Below are 16,490 nucleotides of genomic sequence, written 5' to 3'. Positions count from 1 at the left end.
CTGCTAAATGTCATCTTTCTATAACAAGCATTGAACAACTTATTAGTATCTCTTAGGATCGCAGGGATGACGTATTAAAATCTCTGATAAAAATATACCGCCCGACATAAAGAGTGCTACCCATGGAACTGGAATACGAAAGTAAACGTCCGTTATACATCCCCTACGCAGGCCCGATCCTGCTGGAATTCCCCCTGCTGAATAAAGGCAGCGCCTTTAGCGAAGAAGAACGCAGCAACTTCAACCTACACGGCCTGCTGCCTGAGGCCGTCGAAACGATTGAAGAACAAACCGAGCGCGCCTATCGCCAGTATCAGGATTTCAAAACCGATAACGATAAACACATCTACCTACGCAATATCCAAGATACTAACGAAACCCTGTTCTATCGCATGCTTGATGCCCATCTGAGTGAAATGATGCCAATCATTTACACCCCAACGGTAGGCGAAGCCTGCGAGCATTTCTCTGATATTTACCGTCGCGCCCGTGGTCTATTCATTTCTTATCCGAACCGCGACCGCATCGACGATATGCTGCAAAACGCCACCAAACAAAACGTGAAAGTCATCGTTGTAACCGACGGTGAACGTATCCTTGGGCTAGGCGATCAGGGCATCGGCGGCATGGGGATCCCCATCGGTAAATTGTCACTGTACACCGCGTGTGGCGGCATCAGCCCTGCCTATACGCTGCCGGTCGTGTTAGATGTGGGCACCAACAATCCACAGCGCTTGAACGATCCGCTGTATATGGGATGGCGTCACCCACGCATTTCCGGTGATGAATATTATGCCTTCGTTGACGAATTCATTCAGGCCGTGAAGCGCCGCTGGCCTAACGTTCTATTGCAGTTTGAAGACTTTGCTCAGAAAAATGCTACCCCGCTGCTCAACCGTTATCGTGACGAACTCTGCTGTTTCAACGATGATATTCAAGGTACGGCGGCAGTTACGCTGGGTAGCCTGATTGCCGCCAGCCGTGCGGCAGGCAGCCAACTGCGCGATCAAACTATTACGTTCTTAGGCGCAGGCTCTGCAGGTTGTGGTATCGCCGAGCAGATCATTGCCCAGATGAAATCCGAAGGCTTAAGCGATGAAGAAGCACGCCAACGCGTATTTATGGTTGACCGCTTTGGCTTGCTCACAGATAAGCTACCAAACCTGCTCGAGTTCCAAAGTAAGCTGGTGCAAAAAAGTACATCACTAGCAAACTGGGAAGTAGAAAGTGATGCAATTTCACTGTTGGAAGTGGTGCGTAACGCTAAGCCTACCGTTCTCATCGGCGTTTCGGGTCAGCCGGGCTTATTTACTGAAGAAATCATTCGTGAAATGCACAGCCACTGCGCGCGTCCAATCGTTATGCCGCTGTCGAACCCAACGTCACGCGTTGAAGCCCGTCCAGAAGATATTATTAACTGGACCGATGGCGCGGCGCTGGTCGCCACCGGCAGCCCATTCGGGCCGGTAAGCTATAAAGATCAGGTCTTCCCGATCGCCCAATGCAATAACTCCTATATCTTCCCTGGTATTGGGCTCGGTGTTCTGGCCTCTGGGGCTAAACGCGTCACCGACGGCATGCTCATGGCCGCCAGCCGCGCCTTAGCCGACTGCTCACCGCTGGCACAGCAAGGTTCAGGTGCACTACTGCCTGATGTTAAAGATATCCAACAAGTATCACGCTCCATTGCGTTCCAAGTGGGCAAAGAAGCACAGCTACAAGGTGTGGCCGTGTTGACCTCTGATGAAGCATTATTACAAGCGATCGATAATAACTTCTGGCAGCCTCTGTATCGTATCTACAAGCGAACCTCATTCTAAGAGTGTGTGACAGTCGCTAAGTAAAATACAATTAGAGTTATCTCCCAAGCGTGGTGTAACAACCGCGCTTTATTTTTAATTACTCACTCTCATCGTCTAAAAAATCATCAAGTTAGGAAAATCCCACTCAGATTGCTTGCGTCGCCTGAGCGGGTAAAGTAGCCTCGTAGACATAAGCACCTTTAGGCATAAATACAACCGACGCAGCAGGCACCATCATGTGGAGACGACTGATATACGGTATTTTAACCGTCGCTATTTTACTGGCGGTGACGGCTATTGGTCTGGATCGCTGGATTAGCTGGAAAACTGCGCCGTATATTTACGAAGACGTGCAGGATTTGCCACATCGTCAGGTGGGCGTGGTTTTAGGTACGGCCAAATATGTCAGTACTGGAACCATCAATCAGTATTACCGCTACCGCATCCAAGGCGCGCTTAACGCCTACAACAGCAACAAAGTGAATTACCTATTGCTGAGCGGCGACAATGCGCTTCAGAGCTACAACGAGCCGGTGACCATGCGTCGCGATCTCATCAATGCCGGTGTGCCTAACGGCGATATTGTGCTCGACTATGCCGGATTCAGAACGCTGGACTCCATTGTTCGCACACGCAAAGTCTTCGACACCAACGACTTCACCATTATCACGCAACGTTTCCACTGCGAGCGTGCTCTGTTTATTGCGCTTCACATGGGTATACAGGCGCAATGCTTAGCAGTGCCGTCGCCCAAAAATATGATGATGATAAGAGTGAGGGAAATTGGCGCACGACTGGGGGCGTTAACCGATCTCTATATCCTTAAGCGTGAACCGCGTTTTCTTGGCCCAATGATCCCTATTCCCGCAGTACATAAAGTATCGGCCGATGCACAAAGCTATCCAGCGGTCTCCCCTGAGCAGTTGCAAGAACTTGAGCAAGTTTTAAAGCAAGAAAAAGCCGCTGAGAAACCAGCGGCTAAATAGTTAGAAAATTAAACGGTTAGAAAGAAATTAGCGGCTTAGGTTCTCCGAGTAAAAAACCCTGCAAATACTGCACGCCTAATTGCTGTAGCATCTCAAGCTGTTCTTGAGACTCAACATATTCAGCAACGACCTGCAGTTTCTTTTCTCGAGCAATATCGCAAATCGACTTAATAATCAGCTGGTCGAGCGAATTATTGACAATATCTTTGACAAATACGCCATCAATTTTCACGACGTCTGCATTTAAGGATTTCAGACGCTGATAGTTAGAAAATCCCGTGCCAAAGTCATCAATAGCAATTTTGAAATGGTAGTCACGTAACGCTTTGATCGTTGAATGTTCAATATTCTCGTTAACAAGATGCTGTTCTTCGGTGATTTCAAAAATAATGGCTTCCGGCCGAACCCGGTAATGCTCAAAGATTTCAATAATCCGTGGCGCAGTATCACGCTGCATCAATGTAAGCGGCATTAAATTAACTGAGAAACAGGTATTGCTCGTGTCTAATTTCGCTTCGCTAATATGCTTAACCACATTTTCAACCATCAGCAAATCAAACTGCGCGCATAAATTAAACTCAGAAATCAGAGGAATAAATTTACTCGGCGGGATGACTTCACCGTTATCGAGAAGACGAGCCAAAATCTCGTAATAACTCTTTCCTCCGGAATGAACGATAGGCTGTGCATAGAGTTCGAGGCGGTTTTCAAGCAACGCCGTCGTAATTTTCCGTAACCATACCACTCGCTCGCTGACTTCTTCCCGAATTGATTCCGTATTTTCCTCTAAGCTGATAACCTCATTTTCGAGGCTAGCACGTTCAGAAAGATGATGAAGCTTTCCCACGCGGGTATACAGTGACTCTTTCGTGGCATCAAACTGGGTATAAGCGATGCCATAGCGCAATATGACGGGATTATCATTCCAGCTTAGCTCTGCATCACACAAGCACTGGCGAATAAGATGAATGCGGTTTACGTTATCCGTCGTATCAAGATAAAGCAGTAGCTCACAGCCAGGCAGTTGATAGATATCTTCACCCGGTTTCAGCAGCGGCTTAATCACCGCCGCAATGCGCCTTTTAGTATCAACCCGCATCATCATCCCATGATAGCGGCTCAAGGCTTCTAAATTTGTTAAACGGAGAAAACAGAGCGTTCCTTTGGGATGGCTTTCGATATACTCGCTCAAGGAACGAATATTTGCTAATCCCACCATCGGATCAATACGAGCAAGATGCATATAAACCCGTTTCATCACTTCGCTGCGTTTAAACATCACGGCCATATAAAAAATGGAAACCGTAAACGCAATCAATGAAGCCGATAAAAATGCAATCTGATAACTACTATTGAGTTCAACAGAGAAATTTGAGTTAAAGATAAATAAGCATAGAGACGTAAATGACCACATAAGTAAAATAACCCGATGGCCAAATCTAAATATTCCATAAGTAAATAAAATAAATAATAGTGGAATAAAATAGCTTACGTTAAAGTTTTGCTGCGCGGGGAAACAAATAGCAAATAACGCTCCTAATAAAATCCCTAGCCAAATGAACGTGACACAATGTTTTTCTCTTGAAAAAGCATCACGTAAACATTGGTTAAAAAATTTCTTTGCATAGTTTCGGTTAAGCAACATTCGCAAAGTGTAATAATAGGCAGGCGAAATGGCGATTGAAGATAAAACCAGCGCCTCAACGTTAACTACCGCGAACATATCTAGCTTATATGAAAAATAGCGCTCCATGACGGGTGACATATCAAGCACGGAACCGAACGCAAGCATCATGCCTTTACAGGCCAGTGGATACAGTAACCCAAAGACAAACATACGAATGCCTAGTGCACGACTGGTCATACTATCAATATCATAACGCCAACGAACGCCCACTATGCGATCCATGAAGCAAAAACTGCCCCATAGCGGCAGTCCGTAACACAGTGAAAGCACCACTGCCTCAGTCAAGCTCATGATGTTTAAAGTTGAATAATAAAAAGTATAAACGATAAACAGTGGGGCAAACCCTTTCATGCCAAATAACATGACGACTGAAATCGCTAAAGCCAACGGAAGATAAAGTAAAAAGATTGCGTTCCCTTGAATGTTCGCCATAGGCGACAATTCACGCGATAAAGGCAGCAATACGATGCAAATAAGCACCGGAACAATCATTTCTTGCAGCCTGATAATGGTGTTTCTCATTGTATCGATATGCTTCTTTCGAAAGAAAAAATATCAGAGATAGAAAACAAACAATGAAACCTCACGCTTGTTCATTTCGTAAGTTATGAGTTTATAATTTAAGAAATGTCTATTCTCGTAGAAAAATCCGTTTAGCGCTGCTCACATCCTTGATCTGTAGTTAGCAAGAGACATAGTTTCTTTATGTTACTAGCTCAATAATTCAAGTGTTAAACCTGACGAATGATTATTACATATCGAGAGCTAGAAGATGTAGGGTTATTATTGCAATCAAGAATGTTCCTAGACTTAAATTAGCCAAGTACATCCTTTTTTTATTGCCAGGTTAATAATGTAATTATATTTAACAACTATGACATTATTTTTTGAAATGAAAAGATGTTAACGATTGTGGATTGTTTTTATTAAGATTTAATTAAAAACATTATAGCGTTTATCATCATGATATTTATTCCAGACAATATTTAAACGAGAAATATCTTATAGAATACAAAAAGCCGAACCTAAGTTCGGCTTTTAAAAAAAGATTATTTTTTCTTCGCATACTTCAGAGAATCAAGCGCTACCGCAAAGATAATAATTGACCCCTTAATAATATACTGCCAGTAGGGGTTAACACCAATGTAGGTCAGACCATAGTTGATTACAGTAAAAATAATAACCCCAGTCACCACGCCGATAACGGTTCCTACACCGCCGCTGAAGGATACGCCACCAACGACGCAGGCTGCGATAGCATCCAACTCATACATAAAGCCAAGGTTATTCGTTGCACTCCCGATACGCCCAGCTTCGAGCATCCCGCCAAATGCGTAGAACACGCCAGACAGTGCATACACCATAATCAAATTTAGCGGTACGTTTACCCCAGAAACTTTCGCCGCTTCAGGGTTACCACCAATAGCAAAGATATTTTTACCAAACCGCGTTTTGTTCCACAGTACCCAGACGAAAGCAACCGCGATCAGCGCATAGAAGGTGATATAAGAAAGTTTGAAATCCCCGAAGCGTAAAAAGCCTTGCGCAAAATTAGAGAAATTCGGCGCAAAACCCGCTACAGGAGAAGCCCCTACATAATCGTAATACAGTGAGTTAATACCGTATACGATAATCATGGTACCAAGGGTGGTAATAAACGGCGTTACGTTGAGATAGGCGATAATTAAACCGTTTACTAAACCAATCACCGCACCCACAGCACACACCACAAGAATAACTAATGGAATAGGCACAGTATCTAAATTTGGAAACACCTTATTAACGTTATCCATAGACTGCAACAGCGTTGCCGCAACCACGGCAGCCAAACCAACCTGACGCCCAGCAGATAAATCCGTACCCTGCGTCACAATCAGCCCTGCCACACCAAGCGCAATAATTATACGCACCGATGACTGAGTCAGAATATTACTCAGGTTCATTAGGCTTAAAAATGTTGGATCCTGAAAAATAATAATCGCTAGCAGCACTAACAAAACAACATAAATCCCGCCTTCTTTAAAATAAGTAAACAGGCTTTTTTTATTTAATACGCTCATATTCGAAACCCTTAAAATATCAGGTGCAACATTACCGATGCAGGATTTATAGATGCAAAGAAGCCAATCGCAGAATTTCATTCTGAGATGTTCTTTTAGTTTCAACGATACCGGCAACTTGGCCATTACTCATGACTAATATGCGATCGGTAATACCTAGCAGTTCAGGCATTTCTGATGAAATAATAATGATGCCCTTGCCTTTTTTCGCCAGCTCAGTCATCAATTGATAAATTTCAAATTTGGCCCCCACATCAATACCCCGAGTGGGTTCATCCAGCATCAGTATTTCGGGCTGAGTTAACAACCAACGACCAATAATCACCTTTTGCTGATTCCCTCCAGACAGGGAACCAATAGACGTATGATGCCCTGGCGTTTTTACCCGCATTGCATCAATAACCCACTGGGTATCGCTTTTCATTCGTCGATTATCCAGCAAGCCCACTTTATTTTTATACTTACGAATATTAGAAATAAGCGAGTTAAAACCAATATCAAGATAAGCATAAATACCGGTAGAGCGGCGTTCTTCAGTCACTAAAGCAAAACCATGGTTTATCGCTTCGTTCGCGCTATGGTTATTAATCGCTTTGCCATGCAAGCGGATCGTGCCTTTTACTTTTTCACGTATGCCAAACAGAGTTTCCACAATATCCGTTCGCTTCGCACCGACTAGCCCCGCAATGCCTAAGATCTCACCTTCGTGTAAATCAAATGAAACATCACGGATTGAAGGCTGGCGAAGCGACGTCAGCTCGCGCACTTCTAAGATAACCTTACCCGGCGTATTGACCCGATCGGGAAAACGCTGGGTTAGTGAGCGCCCCACCATCATGGAAATGATTTGGTCCATACCCATACCATCTAAGGTTTGAGTCGCAATCCACTGACCATCACGCAGAATCGTTATTTCATCGCAGAGCTTAAAGATCTCTTCCATTTTATGGGAGATATAAACAATGCCGCATCCGCGATCTTTTAATTTACGGATAATCGTAAAAAGATGATTAACTTCTTTTTCTGTTAAAGAAGAAGTGGGCTCATCCATAATCACAATTTTGGCGTTATATGAAAATGCCTTAGCAATTTCAATCATCTGCATTTGGGATACAGATAATCCGGCCACTTTTTCGCGCGGATCGATATCAATGTCGAGCTCATCGAATATCGCTTTAGTATCTTGATACATCTTATCTTGATCGACAAAAATCCCTTTCATCGGGTAACGACCAAGCCACATATTATCCATCACGTTACGCTGCAGAACTAAGTTTAGCTCTTGATGCACCATCGAAACGCCGTGTTCCAATGCTTCTTTGGCGCTCTTAAAATTGATCTCTTTTCCCTGAAAAAGAATACGTCCTGAATCTTTCTGGTAAATGCCAAACAAACATTTTAATAGTGTGGATTTACCCGCACCGTTCTCCCCCATTAATGCATGGATGGAGTGTGGTCGTACACGCAGATTGACATTATCCAGCGCTTTGACGCCAGGAAATGACTTATTGATATTATCCATTTCCAATAAAAACGCGTCATCGTCCTGTTTTATCGATGCGTTCTCTTGATTAGAAATCTGATCTTTTGCCAAAGAGCTGTCGGTCAACGAGTTACCCATCAAAGAGTTATCTGGCATAACATCCACCTGAAAATGACATAAAGAATAAGCCCGATAGCCTCTGGTTGAACCATCAATCAATATCGGGCTTAAAACTTAAAAGTTATTGTTATATAGGCTTAGGTGACGCTTATTTTTTAATAAACTGAGACAGATTGTCCTGATCGACGCCGACATACGGAACGCGAACAATTTTATTTTCAATTTTCCAGTTGGTGCCTTCACCCGCTGGCTTGCCTTCGGCGAGATTTTTGGTCAAATCGAAGGTGGCTTTCGCTTGGTTGCTGGCATCGTTCAATACGGTACCGGCCATTGCGCCTGATTTAACTAACGCCAGCGCTTCTGGCAGGGCATCGACGCCAAACACTGGAATAGCGGTTTTGTTATGCGCTTTCAGGGCTTCGACGGCGCCCATCGCCATAGCATCGTTGTTGGCGATAACCACTTCAATCTTGTTCGCATTTGGGCCAGACAACCATGCATCCATTTTATCTTTAGCCTGCGCGGTATCCCACATTGCGGTATCTAACTGCAATTGCTGAGTTTTAATACCTTGGTCGTTCAGGCTTTTCACCACGTAAGTTGTACGTGCTTCAGCATCTGGGTGGCCCGGCTCGCCTTTCAGCAGGACGAACTGAATCACGCCATCTTTGTTCAGATCCCAGTTAGGATTGGCTTTCCAGTGTTTACCGATCAGCTGACCCTGAATGATGCCAGACTCTTTGGAGTCGGTGCCCACGTAATACGCTTTGTCGTAGCTATCCAGCGCCTTACGAGAGGGTTCTTTGTTGAAGAACACGACCGGAACATCGTTTGCCTTCGCTTTATCAATAATCGTTGGAGCAGCAGCAGGATCGACGAGGTTAATTGCCAATCCTTTCACGCCACGCGCCATCAGCACGTCAACCTGATCGTTTTGCTTGGACTGATCGTTTTGTGAGTCATTCATCAACAATTTAACGCTGGGATCAGCCTTAGCATCGTTTTCTAACGCCTTACGTACCACGGACATAAAGTTGTCGTCGTACTTATAGATGGTGACCCCGATATTGGTGGTTGCCGCCTGTGCCGCGACGCCAAACATCATGCTGGCCGCCAAAGTTGCTAAGGTAAACGTCTTCTTATTCATGTGAAGCTCCGATTGGATGTAGGGTATTTCAGCATGGATGTCCGATTTTTCAGACGCCCTTGTTTATCGTTTCCACTATCGCTGCGGCAAGAAAACAAATACCAACGCGAACCGTTTAAAATACACATATCGTTTACATTTAGAATATCCCAGCCACTCTAGGTTTGACGCCCGAAAAACCTAGAGTATCAGGGCGATTTGCACGTATGACTGATATTTGTGATAGCGAAAACGCCACAAGAATAGACACGATTATGTTAATATTCTGTGAATGAACTCACAGATTGAAAACGGTTACATGGGCCAATCTGCTGACAAAGTGAGCTACACCACAATTATCGAGAACCCACGCTCCAGCGCTGCACTAAGGTAGGCATAAAACAGTGACCGTTGGGAGAAAGAGGCGTTTGATGAACGGACTTAAGCGCCAGCTCAGAGGCTAAAGTAGCCATAGAAACAATAGGATAACGGACGGTGGTCAGTTTAGGGCTGGTATAGCGTGCAATAGGGATATCGTCAAAACCCACGATAGAAAATTGTTCTGGAATAGAAATACCGTTTTCTTTCAACACGGCTAAAGCACCCGCAGCCATAGCGTCGTTATAGGCAAACACGGCACTCAACTGCTGATTGCGGCCAAGAAGTTCCACCATTGCGGCTTCCCCACCTTGTAGATCGGGCGAAGCATAGGCGCACCACGCTTTACCGATTTCGATCCCCGCTAATTGCATGGCGGTTTCATACCCTTTCTGCCGCATCATTTGGTCTTCAATCTGATGATTTGAACCCAAAAAGCCAATCCGACGATGGCCTTTGTCCAGCAACAACTGCGTGGCCATTTGCCCACCTGCCAAATTGTTCAAGCCCACACAGCGGTGCTCATAGCTCGGAACGATACGGTTGATCAACACCATACCCGGCACCTGCTGCATAAACGCCACCAGCTCATCGTCTGATAACATCTTTGCATGCACAATCAACGCATTGCAGCGCTGGCGTATCAGCATTTCTATCGCCTTTCGCTCTTTATCTGCATCGTGATAACTGTTGGCAATCAGCAGATTTTTGCGCTCGCGCTGGGCAACTTCATCAACACCTTTAACTAACGCACCAAAGAAAGGGTCAGAGACATCCATCACCACCACACCCAACATGTCACTACTTTGCGTTGCTAACGCCTGCGCGTTGGCGTTCGGGCGGTAGCCGAGTTCAGCCACGGCGCTCTGCACCACGGCTTTCGTTTCCGGCGTGGTGATCGCCGTATTGTTCAAAACACGGGATACGGTAGCAACGGAAACACCCGCCAGCCGTGCAACATCACGAATAGTGATCATGCGCAACGCTCATGACGGCAAAGAAAAGCATAAAAATAAACACGGAATGGTGCAGGACAGCAAATGGCATTCATAGAGATCCCTGAGTCGAAAGCACGTACGTGATATGACCGCGCTATGCTACCCAGTTTTTCATCATTGCTGCGTGAAATATGTCACAGGAAAGAAAACGTTTTCATACATTTCGTTAACCTTTCACTTCAGCTCACGCTTTTAATTTGTGTTTCTCACGTCAATATTCGCGTGAGGCGTCATTGCTCAACTTCTTGTTTGAGTACCCAGCGCCGTTAATTTACGCCATAACCACTCAACCGGCCCTTGCTTAAAGTGACGCAGCCAAAGTATCGAGAAAAGAACATTAATCAGCCATACTACCGGAACAACCCAGAGCAATGCCGTTCTTGACCAGTGATTAAACATGGCAAATTGATAAAACAGCGTGGTGCACAGCAGCGTTTGCAGCAAATAGTTCGTCAACGCCATGCGCCCAACCTGCCGCAGAGCGAAGGCAAGTTTAAGCCGTGAGATTTGTGGCCAGAATGCATAGATCAGCGAAACATAACCGATCATCATGAGTGGCGCAGTCAGTTCGGCAGGCACCTGAAGCAAATAACCACTAACGTGATATTCCCAACCGTTTTGCCACTGCGCTAAGGTGGTCGGCACCTGAATGCCTAGTCCCACCACCAGCGACCAAAGCGCCGTTCGCCGATAATGTCGCTGGCTGAAACTACCGCTTAGCCAGCCGCTGCGCATTAGTGCCGCACCGGTCAGCATCAGCCCTGCAAGCTGCCAGCCATACTGCACCGCGAGCGCCATCAGATTTGCGCTGAGCAAATCACTGCGATTACGCCATGCTTCCCAACCACCGTGTATTTTCCAAATGCCTTCGTACTGAATTGCAGCATATCCCGGTAGCCAAAATGCGCTCGGTTCAGGCCCTGCAATCAACCCCAGCAGTAGCAGCAGCCCTAATCCAATGACATATAGCACCAGACCGGTGCGCAACAGCTGTAGCGTTGAAGAAGCATCGCGGATCATTCGCCAACTGATTAATCCAATCAGGCCGTAGGCCAATAAAATGTCACCGTCCCAAAAGAAAATGGCATGGATAAGTCCGAATAAAACCAGCCAAGATAAACGCGCACGCAGCCAGTGTTTACCTTTGGGCAACAATAGCTGAAGCCCTGCCCCAAACAGCAGCGCAAACATGGCTAAAAATTTGCCTTGTACGAAGACATGTAACAGACCCCACGTCAGCGTATCTGCGCCATCAGGTAGTCCGTTATAGGCAGGATTGAGATAGGCCGCTTTGGGTAAACCAAAACCGGTGATGTTCATTAAAAGAATACAAAGAATCGCCAGCCCGCGTACAAAATCCAGTGTACCAATGCGCGTTTTCAGCATGGCAGGTTTTATTACCGCTTCCGGTTGAGAGTTTGGCAAACGCTGCAGCATAACGGCGATCCCTATAGACAGTACTTTAACTATACCCAAAATAATTCAAGTTGCTTGAAGGCGGCAACCCTGCTCACCCCAGAAGCTTACTCCAGTAAGTGACTGGGGTGAGCGGGTGCAGCCAACGCGTAAGCAGCTTGAAGTATGACGGGGATATACAAAAACGCCGGCACATGGCCGGCGCTGTATCACTTCGAGTCAATCACCCGATTATTCACGCTCAACTAGCCGTGATGGCGTACCGCGCGCAAAAACTCCTGACGAGTATTTTGGCTCGATTTAAACAACCCGCCGAGCGAGGTTGTGGTCGTCGCACTGGTCGCATCACGCACACCGCGGGCTTTCACGCAGTAATGCGTGGCATCGATAGATACCGCAACGTTGTTGGTTCCCAATAGAGTTTGCAGCGCAACCAAAATTTGCTGGGTCAAACGCTCTTGTACCTGCGGACGCTGCGCAAAGAATTGCACGATGCGATTAATTTTCGACAGGCCAATCACGCAGTCTTTAGGAATATAGGCCACCGTGGCTTTGCCATCGATGGTCACAAAATGGTGCTCACAGGTGCTGGTTAGCGTGATATCCCGCACCGTGACCATCTCATCAACCTTCATCTTATTTTCAATGACGGTAATTTTTGGAAAATTCGCATAATCCAAGCCCGAGAAAATCTCATCAACGTACATTTTGGCAATACGGTGCGGCGTTTCCGCCAAGCTATCGTCAGATAAATCAAGATTGAGCAACTGCATGATTTCCGTCATGTGCTCTTTAATGCGCTGTTTGCGTATTTCACGATCTAACACTTCCCCTCGCAGGGGAGTTTCTAGGCCACGAGCCTCTAGCGCCGTATGAACCAAAACTGCTTCTTTGCTTAGCGATGACATCAATTCTCTCCTGCAGGTAATCTTAATTCTGAGCACAACTTGATGGTGATCACATCAGAATTTTGTCATCACTTTAGTGGAGTGCGGACGCTTTATCCAGTGATACTCTTTCAGCTATACATGAAAAACCGTCATTTGTTTAATGCATATAAAGCGTGCGGTTATCCATCAGTCCGTTCTGTTTGTGGGCTGAGCACGGGCTGCGTGCGAAAAACTAAACCACCGGCAACGAGCAAACCTATTGCAGCAATATACAACGCGGGCTCTAAACGATGCGTTAGCGCCGTTGAAATAGCCGAAAGCATAGGGCCAACTAATTGGCCAACGGCGTAACCGGTGGTCAGCAACCCTGCCATATAACGAATGTGCGAAGGCGCTAACTCGCGGCCATATTGCAGCGAAAGTTGAACCACACATAAGAACCCACCGCCGGTGAGCAATGCGCCGAATACCAATCCGCTGACTCCAGGGATCGTTTCCGTGAACACAATGCCTAATGCTTGGATCCACAGTACGATCGCTAAGCGTTGCTGAGTCAGCAGCCAGCGGCGCGTCAGAATCCCCAAACCAATCCCCACCACCGCGGCAAAACCAAATACGGGCCAAACAAACTGGGCAAATAGGCTATCGGGAAAACGGGCATGAGCCATTTGTGATAAAAACGTCGCAGGTAAGATATAGCCGAATCCGGCCAGACTGTAGCTCCACACCAATCGTTTGAGTGCGGGCGTTAATACCAAAGGCTGGGCAGGAACGTCAGGGCGATGAAGCTCCCCTGCTCTTGGTAAGAAGCGGGCGATAAAACCAATCAGCACCAACGCTAACACGCCGTAAACCAGCCACGCCTGAGCCGCATCGAGATTAAGCGCGCTAATTCCTACCGATAGCATCCCACTGATAAAAATACCGGCGCCGGGACCGGCAAACACCGCGGCAGCAAGATTTGGTTTTCCGAAATGAGCCAGACGTTCATTCGTCCATGCGGCCACCAGCACCATGGCCCATCCGCTCGCCCAGCCAACCATAAAGCGGATTAAGCTATGCCACCAAAAACCGCTGACACAGGCTGAAAGCAGAGTTAAGAACACTGCTCCCCAAAGTCCAAGCTGCAATCGCCGCTCAACCTGTCTGCTCGCCCGCATCGCGTCAAAAGCACCGGCCAAATAGCCCAAATAGTTCAGCGCGGCCACAATCCCCGCGCCGGTCAGTGAAAACTGATGCTCTGCAATCATCAACGGAACCTGAGGCGTGAACGCAAACCGCCCAATTCCCATTGCCACAACTAAGGCTAAAAAGCCGCTTAATGCGATACGCACTGCCATTGCAGGATCTCCATCCCTATCACGCTTGATGATAGATAATTGTTAAATAATTTGTTGTTATATTGCCTTGCCAAACAACTCTCAAAAAGTGAATAATGATAATCAAGTTATTCACGTTAAGAGAATGAATATGGATCTTACCCAACTGCGCATGTTCTGTAGCGTAGCTGAAACTGGCTCGGTTGCTCGTGCAGCGGAGCTACTTCATCGCGTTCCTTCCAACCTGACCACCCGTTTGCGTCAGCTAGAGCAGGAGCTGGGCACCGATCTATTCATTCGAGAAAAACAGCGCTTACGCCTTTCACCGATGGGACATAACTTCCTCAACTATGCCAAACGAATTCTGGCGCTCAGCGACGAAGCAATGAGCATCACGCATGCCGGAGAACCGGCAGGCAGCTTTGCGTTAGGCTCAATGGAAAGCACCGCCGCAACCCGTTTGCCGGTGTTATTGGCGGCCTATCACCAAAGTTATCCTCAAGTGGCACTCTCGTTGGTGACGGGGACTTCAGGAGAAATTACTGAGAAAGTACGTGCAGGAACGCTGGCTGCGGGATTAGTCGACGGGCCACTCAATCATGATGAACTGAATGGCTGTATCGCTTTTCGTGAAGAGATGGTGGTGATTTCTAGCCTTGAGCATCCACCGATTACCCGTGCTAAAGACGCCGCCAATCAAACGCTGTTTGCCTTTCGACCTAGCTGCTCGTATCGGCTTCGTTTTGAATCGTGGTTTCAGCAAGATGGTGCCGTTCCCGGCACGATTATGGAAATTCAATCTTATCACGCCATGTTAGCCTGCGCCGCCAGCGGTGCCGGTATCGCGATGATCCCGCGCTCGGTGTTATCTCTTTTACCCGGTCATGAACGTGTGGCCGTACACGCATTGCCTGACGATATCGCCCAAACTGCAACGTGGCTTATCTGGCGACGCGATGCGTTTAATCCCAATATTCGTGCGCTTAAAATGCAAATCATTGAGCAAGAGCGCGTAGAAGAACAGTCAGAAACTATCGATATTCCCGCGTCAGAGCACGCCATCGTCTTACATCAAAAAGAACCAGGAGCACACCATGCAAATGATTAAAACTCGCGCCGCCGTCGCTTGGGGGCCAAATCAACCATTAACCATCGAAGAAGTTGATTTGATGCCACCACAAAAAGGCGAGGTTTTGGTTCGCATTGTCGCCAGCGGGGTGTGCCACACCGACGCATATACCCTGTCAGGGAAAGATCCTGAAGGCGTATTCCCAGCGATCTTGGGCCACGAAGGCGCGGGCATCGTTGAAGCCGTGGGTGAAGGAGTGACCACCGTCGCCGTCGGCGATCATGTGATCCCGCTATATACGCCAGAATGTGGCAAATGTAAGTTCTGTCTGTCAGGCAAAACCAATCTGTGCCAAGCCATTCGTGAAACCCAGGGCAAAGGCTTGATGCCAGACGGCACAACGCGTTTCTCTAAAGACGGTAAGCCAATTTTCCACTACATGGGTACATCTACGTTCTCTGAATACACCGTTGTGCCAGAAATTTCCTTAGCGAAAATCAGCAAGGAAGCCCCGCTGGAAGAAGTTTGCCTGCTGGGCTGTGGCGTAACCACCGGTATGGGCGCCGTGGTCAACACCGCTAAAGTTAAGCCGGGCGACAGCGTAGCGATTTTTGGTCTGGGCGGTATCGGTCTGTCTGCCATTATTGGTGCCAAAATGGCGGGCGCGGGACGTATCATCGGTATCGATATCAATACTGATAAATTTGAACTGGCGCGCAAGTTAGGCGCAACCGATGTCATTAATCCAAAAGATTACGATAAGCCAATTCAGCAAGTTATCGTCGAACTGACCGATGGCGGCGTCGATTTTTCCTTTGAATGTATCGGCAACGTAGACGTGATGCGCTCAGCGCTTGAATGCTGCCATAAAGGCTGGGGCGAGTCGGTTATTATCGGCGTGGCTGGCGCGGGCGAAGAGATCTCCACCCGTCCATTCCAACTGGTGACCGGTCGCGTATGGCGCGGTTCCGCATTCGGTGGCGTTAAAGGCCGCACCCAATTGCCGGGTATCGTACAGCGCTACATGGACGGCGAGTTTGCCCTCAACGATTTCATTACCCACACTATGAGCTTGGATGAAATTAACGAAGCCTTTGATCTTATGCATGAAGGTAAGTCGATTCGTACCGTTATTCACTTTGACCGCTAGTCAAAA

Annotated in this window: 12 protein-coding genes; 4 read left to right on the top strand and 8 right to left on the bottom strand. The window is 47.0% G+C overall.

Going from position 1 to position 16,490, the window contains the following annotated elements; translation table 11 throughout:
- Window positions 1-122: 122 nt before the first annotated feature.
- Both U0008_RS06985 and sanA read left to right on the top strand, forming a co-directional pair.
- The gene (locus U0008_RS06985; protein WP_043492061.1) at window positions 123-1,820 is read left to right on the top strand and encodes an NAD-dependent malic enzyme; all 1,698 of its coding nucleotides are present in this window, start codon (window positions 123-125) and stop codon (window positions 1,818-1,820) included.
- Window positions 1,821-2,038: 218 nt separating this feature from the next.
- Window positions 2,039-2,788 carry an outer membrane permeability protein SanA gene (gene sanA, locus U0008_RS06980; protein WP_025800815.1) on the top strand — a complete coding sequence of 250 codons (750 nt, stop codon included), beginning with the start codon at window positions 2,039-2,041 and terminating at the stop codon, window positions 2,786-2,788.
- A gap of 16 nt (window positions 2,789-2,804) precedes the next feature.
- Here sanA and U0008_RS06975 read toward each other — a convergent pair whose 3' ends face one another.
- From U0008_RS06975 to U0008_RS06940, 8 genes are all read right to left on the bottom strand, one after another.
- Window positions 2,805-4,997 (bottom strand): sensor domain-containing phosphodiesterase, encoded by a 2,193-nt coding sequence (locus tag U0008_RS06975; RefSeq protein WP_043492059.1) that lies wholly within the window; start codon window positions 4,995-4,997, stop codon window positions 2,805-2,807.
- 527 nt (window positions 4,998-5,524) lie between these two features.
- A complete protein-coding gene (mglC, locus tag U0008_RS06970) occupies window positions 5,525-6,535 on the bottom strand; it encodes a galactose/methyl galactoside ABC transporter permease MglC (protein ID WP_040045795.1) in 1,011 nt (336 codons plus the stop codon).
- A gap of 46 nt (window positions 6,536-6,581) precedes the next feature.
- Window positions 6,582-8,057, bottom strand: a complete 1,476-nt coding sequence (mglA, locus tag U0008_RS06965; RefSeq protein WP_046358849.1) for a galactose/methyl galactoside ABC transporter ATP-binding protein MglA — start codon at window positions 8,055-8,057, stop codon at window positions 6,582-6,584.
- A 229-nt stretch (window positions 8,058-8,286) separates the two neighbouring features.
- Entirely contained in the window at window positions 8,287-9,285 is a 999-nt protein-coding gene (mglB, locus tag U0008_RS06960; protein WP_043492057.1) for a galactose/glucose ABC transporter substrate-binding protein MglB, read from the bottom strand.
- Between the two features lie 335 nt (window positions 9,286-9,620).
- Window positions 9,621-10,619 (bottom strand): HTH-type transcriptional regulator GalS, encoded by a 999-nt coding sequence (gene galS, locus U0008_RS06955; RefSeq protein ID WP_038502084.1) that lies wholly within the window; start codon window positions 10,617-10,619, stop codon window positions 9,621-9,623.
- Window positions 10,620-10,877: 258 nt separating this feature from the next.
- Entirely contained in the window at window positions 10,878-12,026 is a 1,149-nt protein-coding gene (gene yeiB, locus U0008_RS06950; protein ID WP_043492085.1) for a DUF418 domain-containing protein YeiB, read from the bottom strand.
- A 275-nt stretch (window positions 12,027-12,301) separates the two neighbouring features.
- Window positions 12,302-12,964 (bottom strand): GTP cyclohydrolase I FolE, encoded by a 663-nt coding sequence (gene folE, locus U0008_RS06945; protein WP_025800810.1) that lies wholly within the window; start codon window positions 12,962-12,964, stop codon window positions 12,302-12,304.
- A 161-nt stretch (window positions 12,965-13,125) separates the two neighbouring features.
- The gene (locus U0008_RS06940) at window positions 13,126-14,286 is read right to left on the bottom strand and encodes a YbfB/YjiJ family MFS transporter (RefSeq protein WP_043492054.1); all 1,161 of its coding nucleotides are present in this window, start codon (window positions 14,284-14,286) and stop codon (window positions 13,126-13,128) included.
- A gap of 130 nt (window positions 14,287-14,416) precedes the next feature.
- Here U0008_RS06940 and ptrR point away from each other — a divergent pair, with 130 nt between their 5' ends.
- Window positions 14,417-15,373, top strand: a complete 957-nt coding sequence (gene ptrR, locus U0008_RS06935) for a putrescine utilization regulator PtrR (RefSeq protein WP_043492053.1) — start codon at window positions 14,417-14,419, stop codon at window positions 15,371-15,373.
- Window positions 15,360-16,484, top strand: coding sequence for an S-(hydroxymethyl)glutathione dehydrogenase/class III alcohol dehydrogenase (locus U0008_RS06930; protein ID WP_025800807.1), 1,125 nt, complete (start codon window positions 15,360-15,362; stop codon window positions 16,482-16,484). The genes ptrR and U0008_RS06930 overlap by 14 nt, the downstream gene beginning before the upstream one ends.
- Window positions 16,485-16,490: the final 6 nt, after the last annotated feature.

The organism is Hafnia alvei, from assembly GCF_034424155.1.
Lineage (GTDB): Bacteria > Pseudomonadota > Gammaproteobacteria > Enterobacterales > Enterobacteriaceae > Hafnia > Hafnia alvei.
This window is presented reverse-complemented; position numbering and strand designations above follow the sequence as displayed.

Excerpts from the sequence above, each read along its gene's own strand:
- mglB (WP_043492057.1), bottom strand. The coding sequence starts at position 9,285 with ATGAATAAGAAGACGTTTACCTTAGCAACTTTGGCGGCCAGCATGATG.
- U0008_RS06930 (WP_025800807.1), top strand. The coding sequence starts at position 15,360 with ATGCAAATGATTAAAACTCGCGCCGCCGTCGCTTGGGGGCCAAATCAA.
- sanA (WP_025800815.1), top strand. The coding sequence starts at position 2,039 with ATGTGGAGACGACTGATATACGGTATTTTAACCGTCGCTATTTTACTG.
- galS (WP_038502084.1), bottom strand. The coding sequence starts at position 10,619 with ATGATCACTATTCGTGATGTTGCACGGCTGGCGGGTGTTTCCGTTGCT.
- mglA (WP_046358849.1), bottom strand. The coding sequence starts at position 8,057 with ATGGATAATATCAATAAGTCATTTCCTGGCGTCAAAGCGCTGGATAAT.
- mglC (WP_040045795.1), bottom strand. The coding sequence starts at position 6,535 with ATGAGCGTATTAAATAAAAAAAGCCTGTTTACTTATTTTAAAGAAGGC.
- U0008_RS06940 (WP_043492054.1), bottom strand. The coding sequence starts at position 14,286 with ATGGCAGTGCGTATCGCATTAAGCGGCTTTTTAGCCTTAGTTGTGGCA.
- folE (WP_025800810.1), bottom strand. The coding sequence starts at position 12,964 with ATGTCATCGCTAAGCAAAGAAGCAGTTTTGGTTCATACGGCGCTAGAG.
- U0008_RS06985 (WP_043492061.1), top strand. The coding sequence starts at position 123 with ATGGAACTGGAATACGAAAGTAAACGTCCGTTATACATCCCCTACGCA.
- ptrR (WP_043492053.1), top strand. The coding sequence starts at position 14,417 with ATGGATCTTACCCAACTGCGCATGTTCTGTAGCGTAGCTGAAACTGGC.
- U0008_RS06975 (WP_043492059.1), bottom strand. The coding sequence starts at position 4,997 with ATGAGAAACACCATTATCAGGCTGCAAGAAATGATTGTTCCGGTGCTT.
- yeiB (WP_043492085.1), bottom strand. The coding sequence starts at position 12,026 with ATGCTGAAAACGCGCATTGGTACACTGGATTTTGTACGCGGGCTGGCG.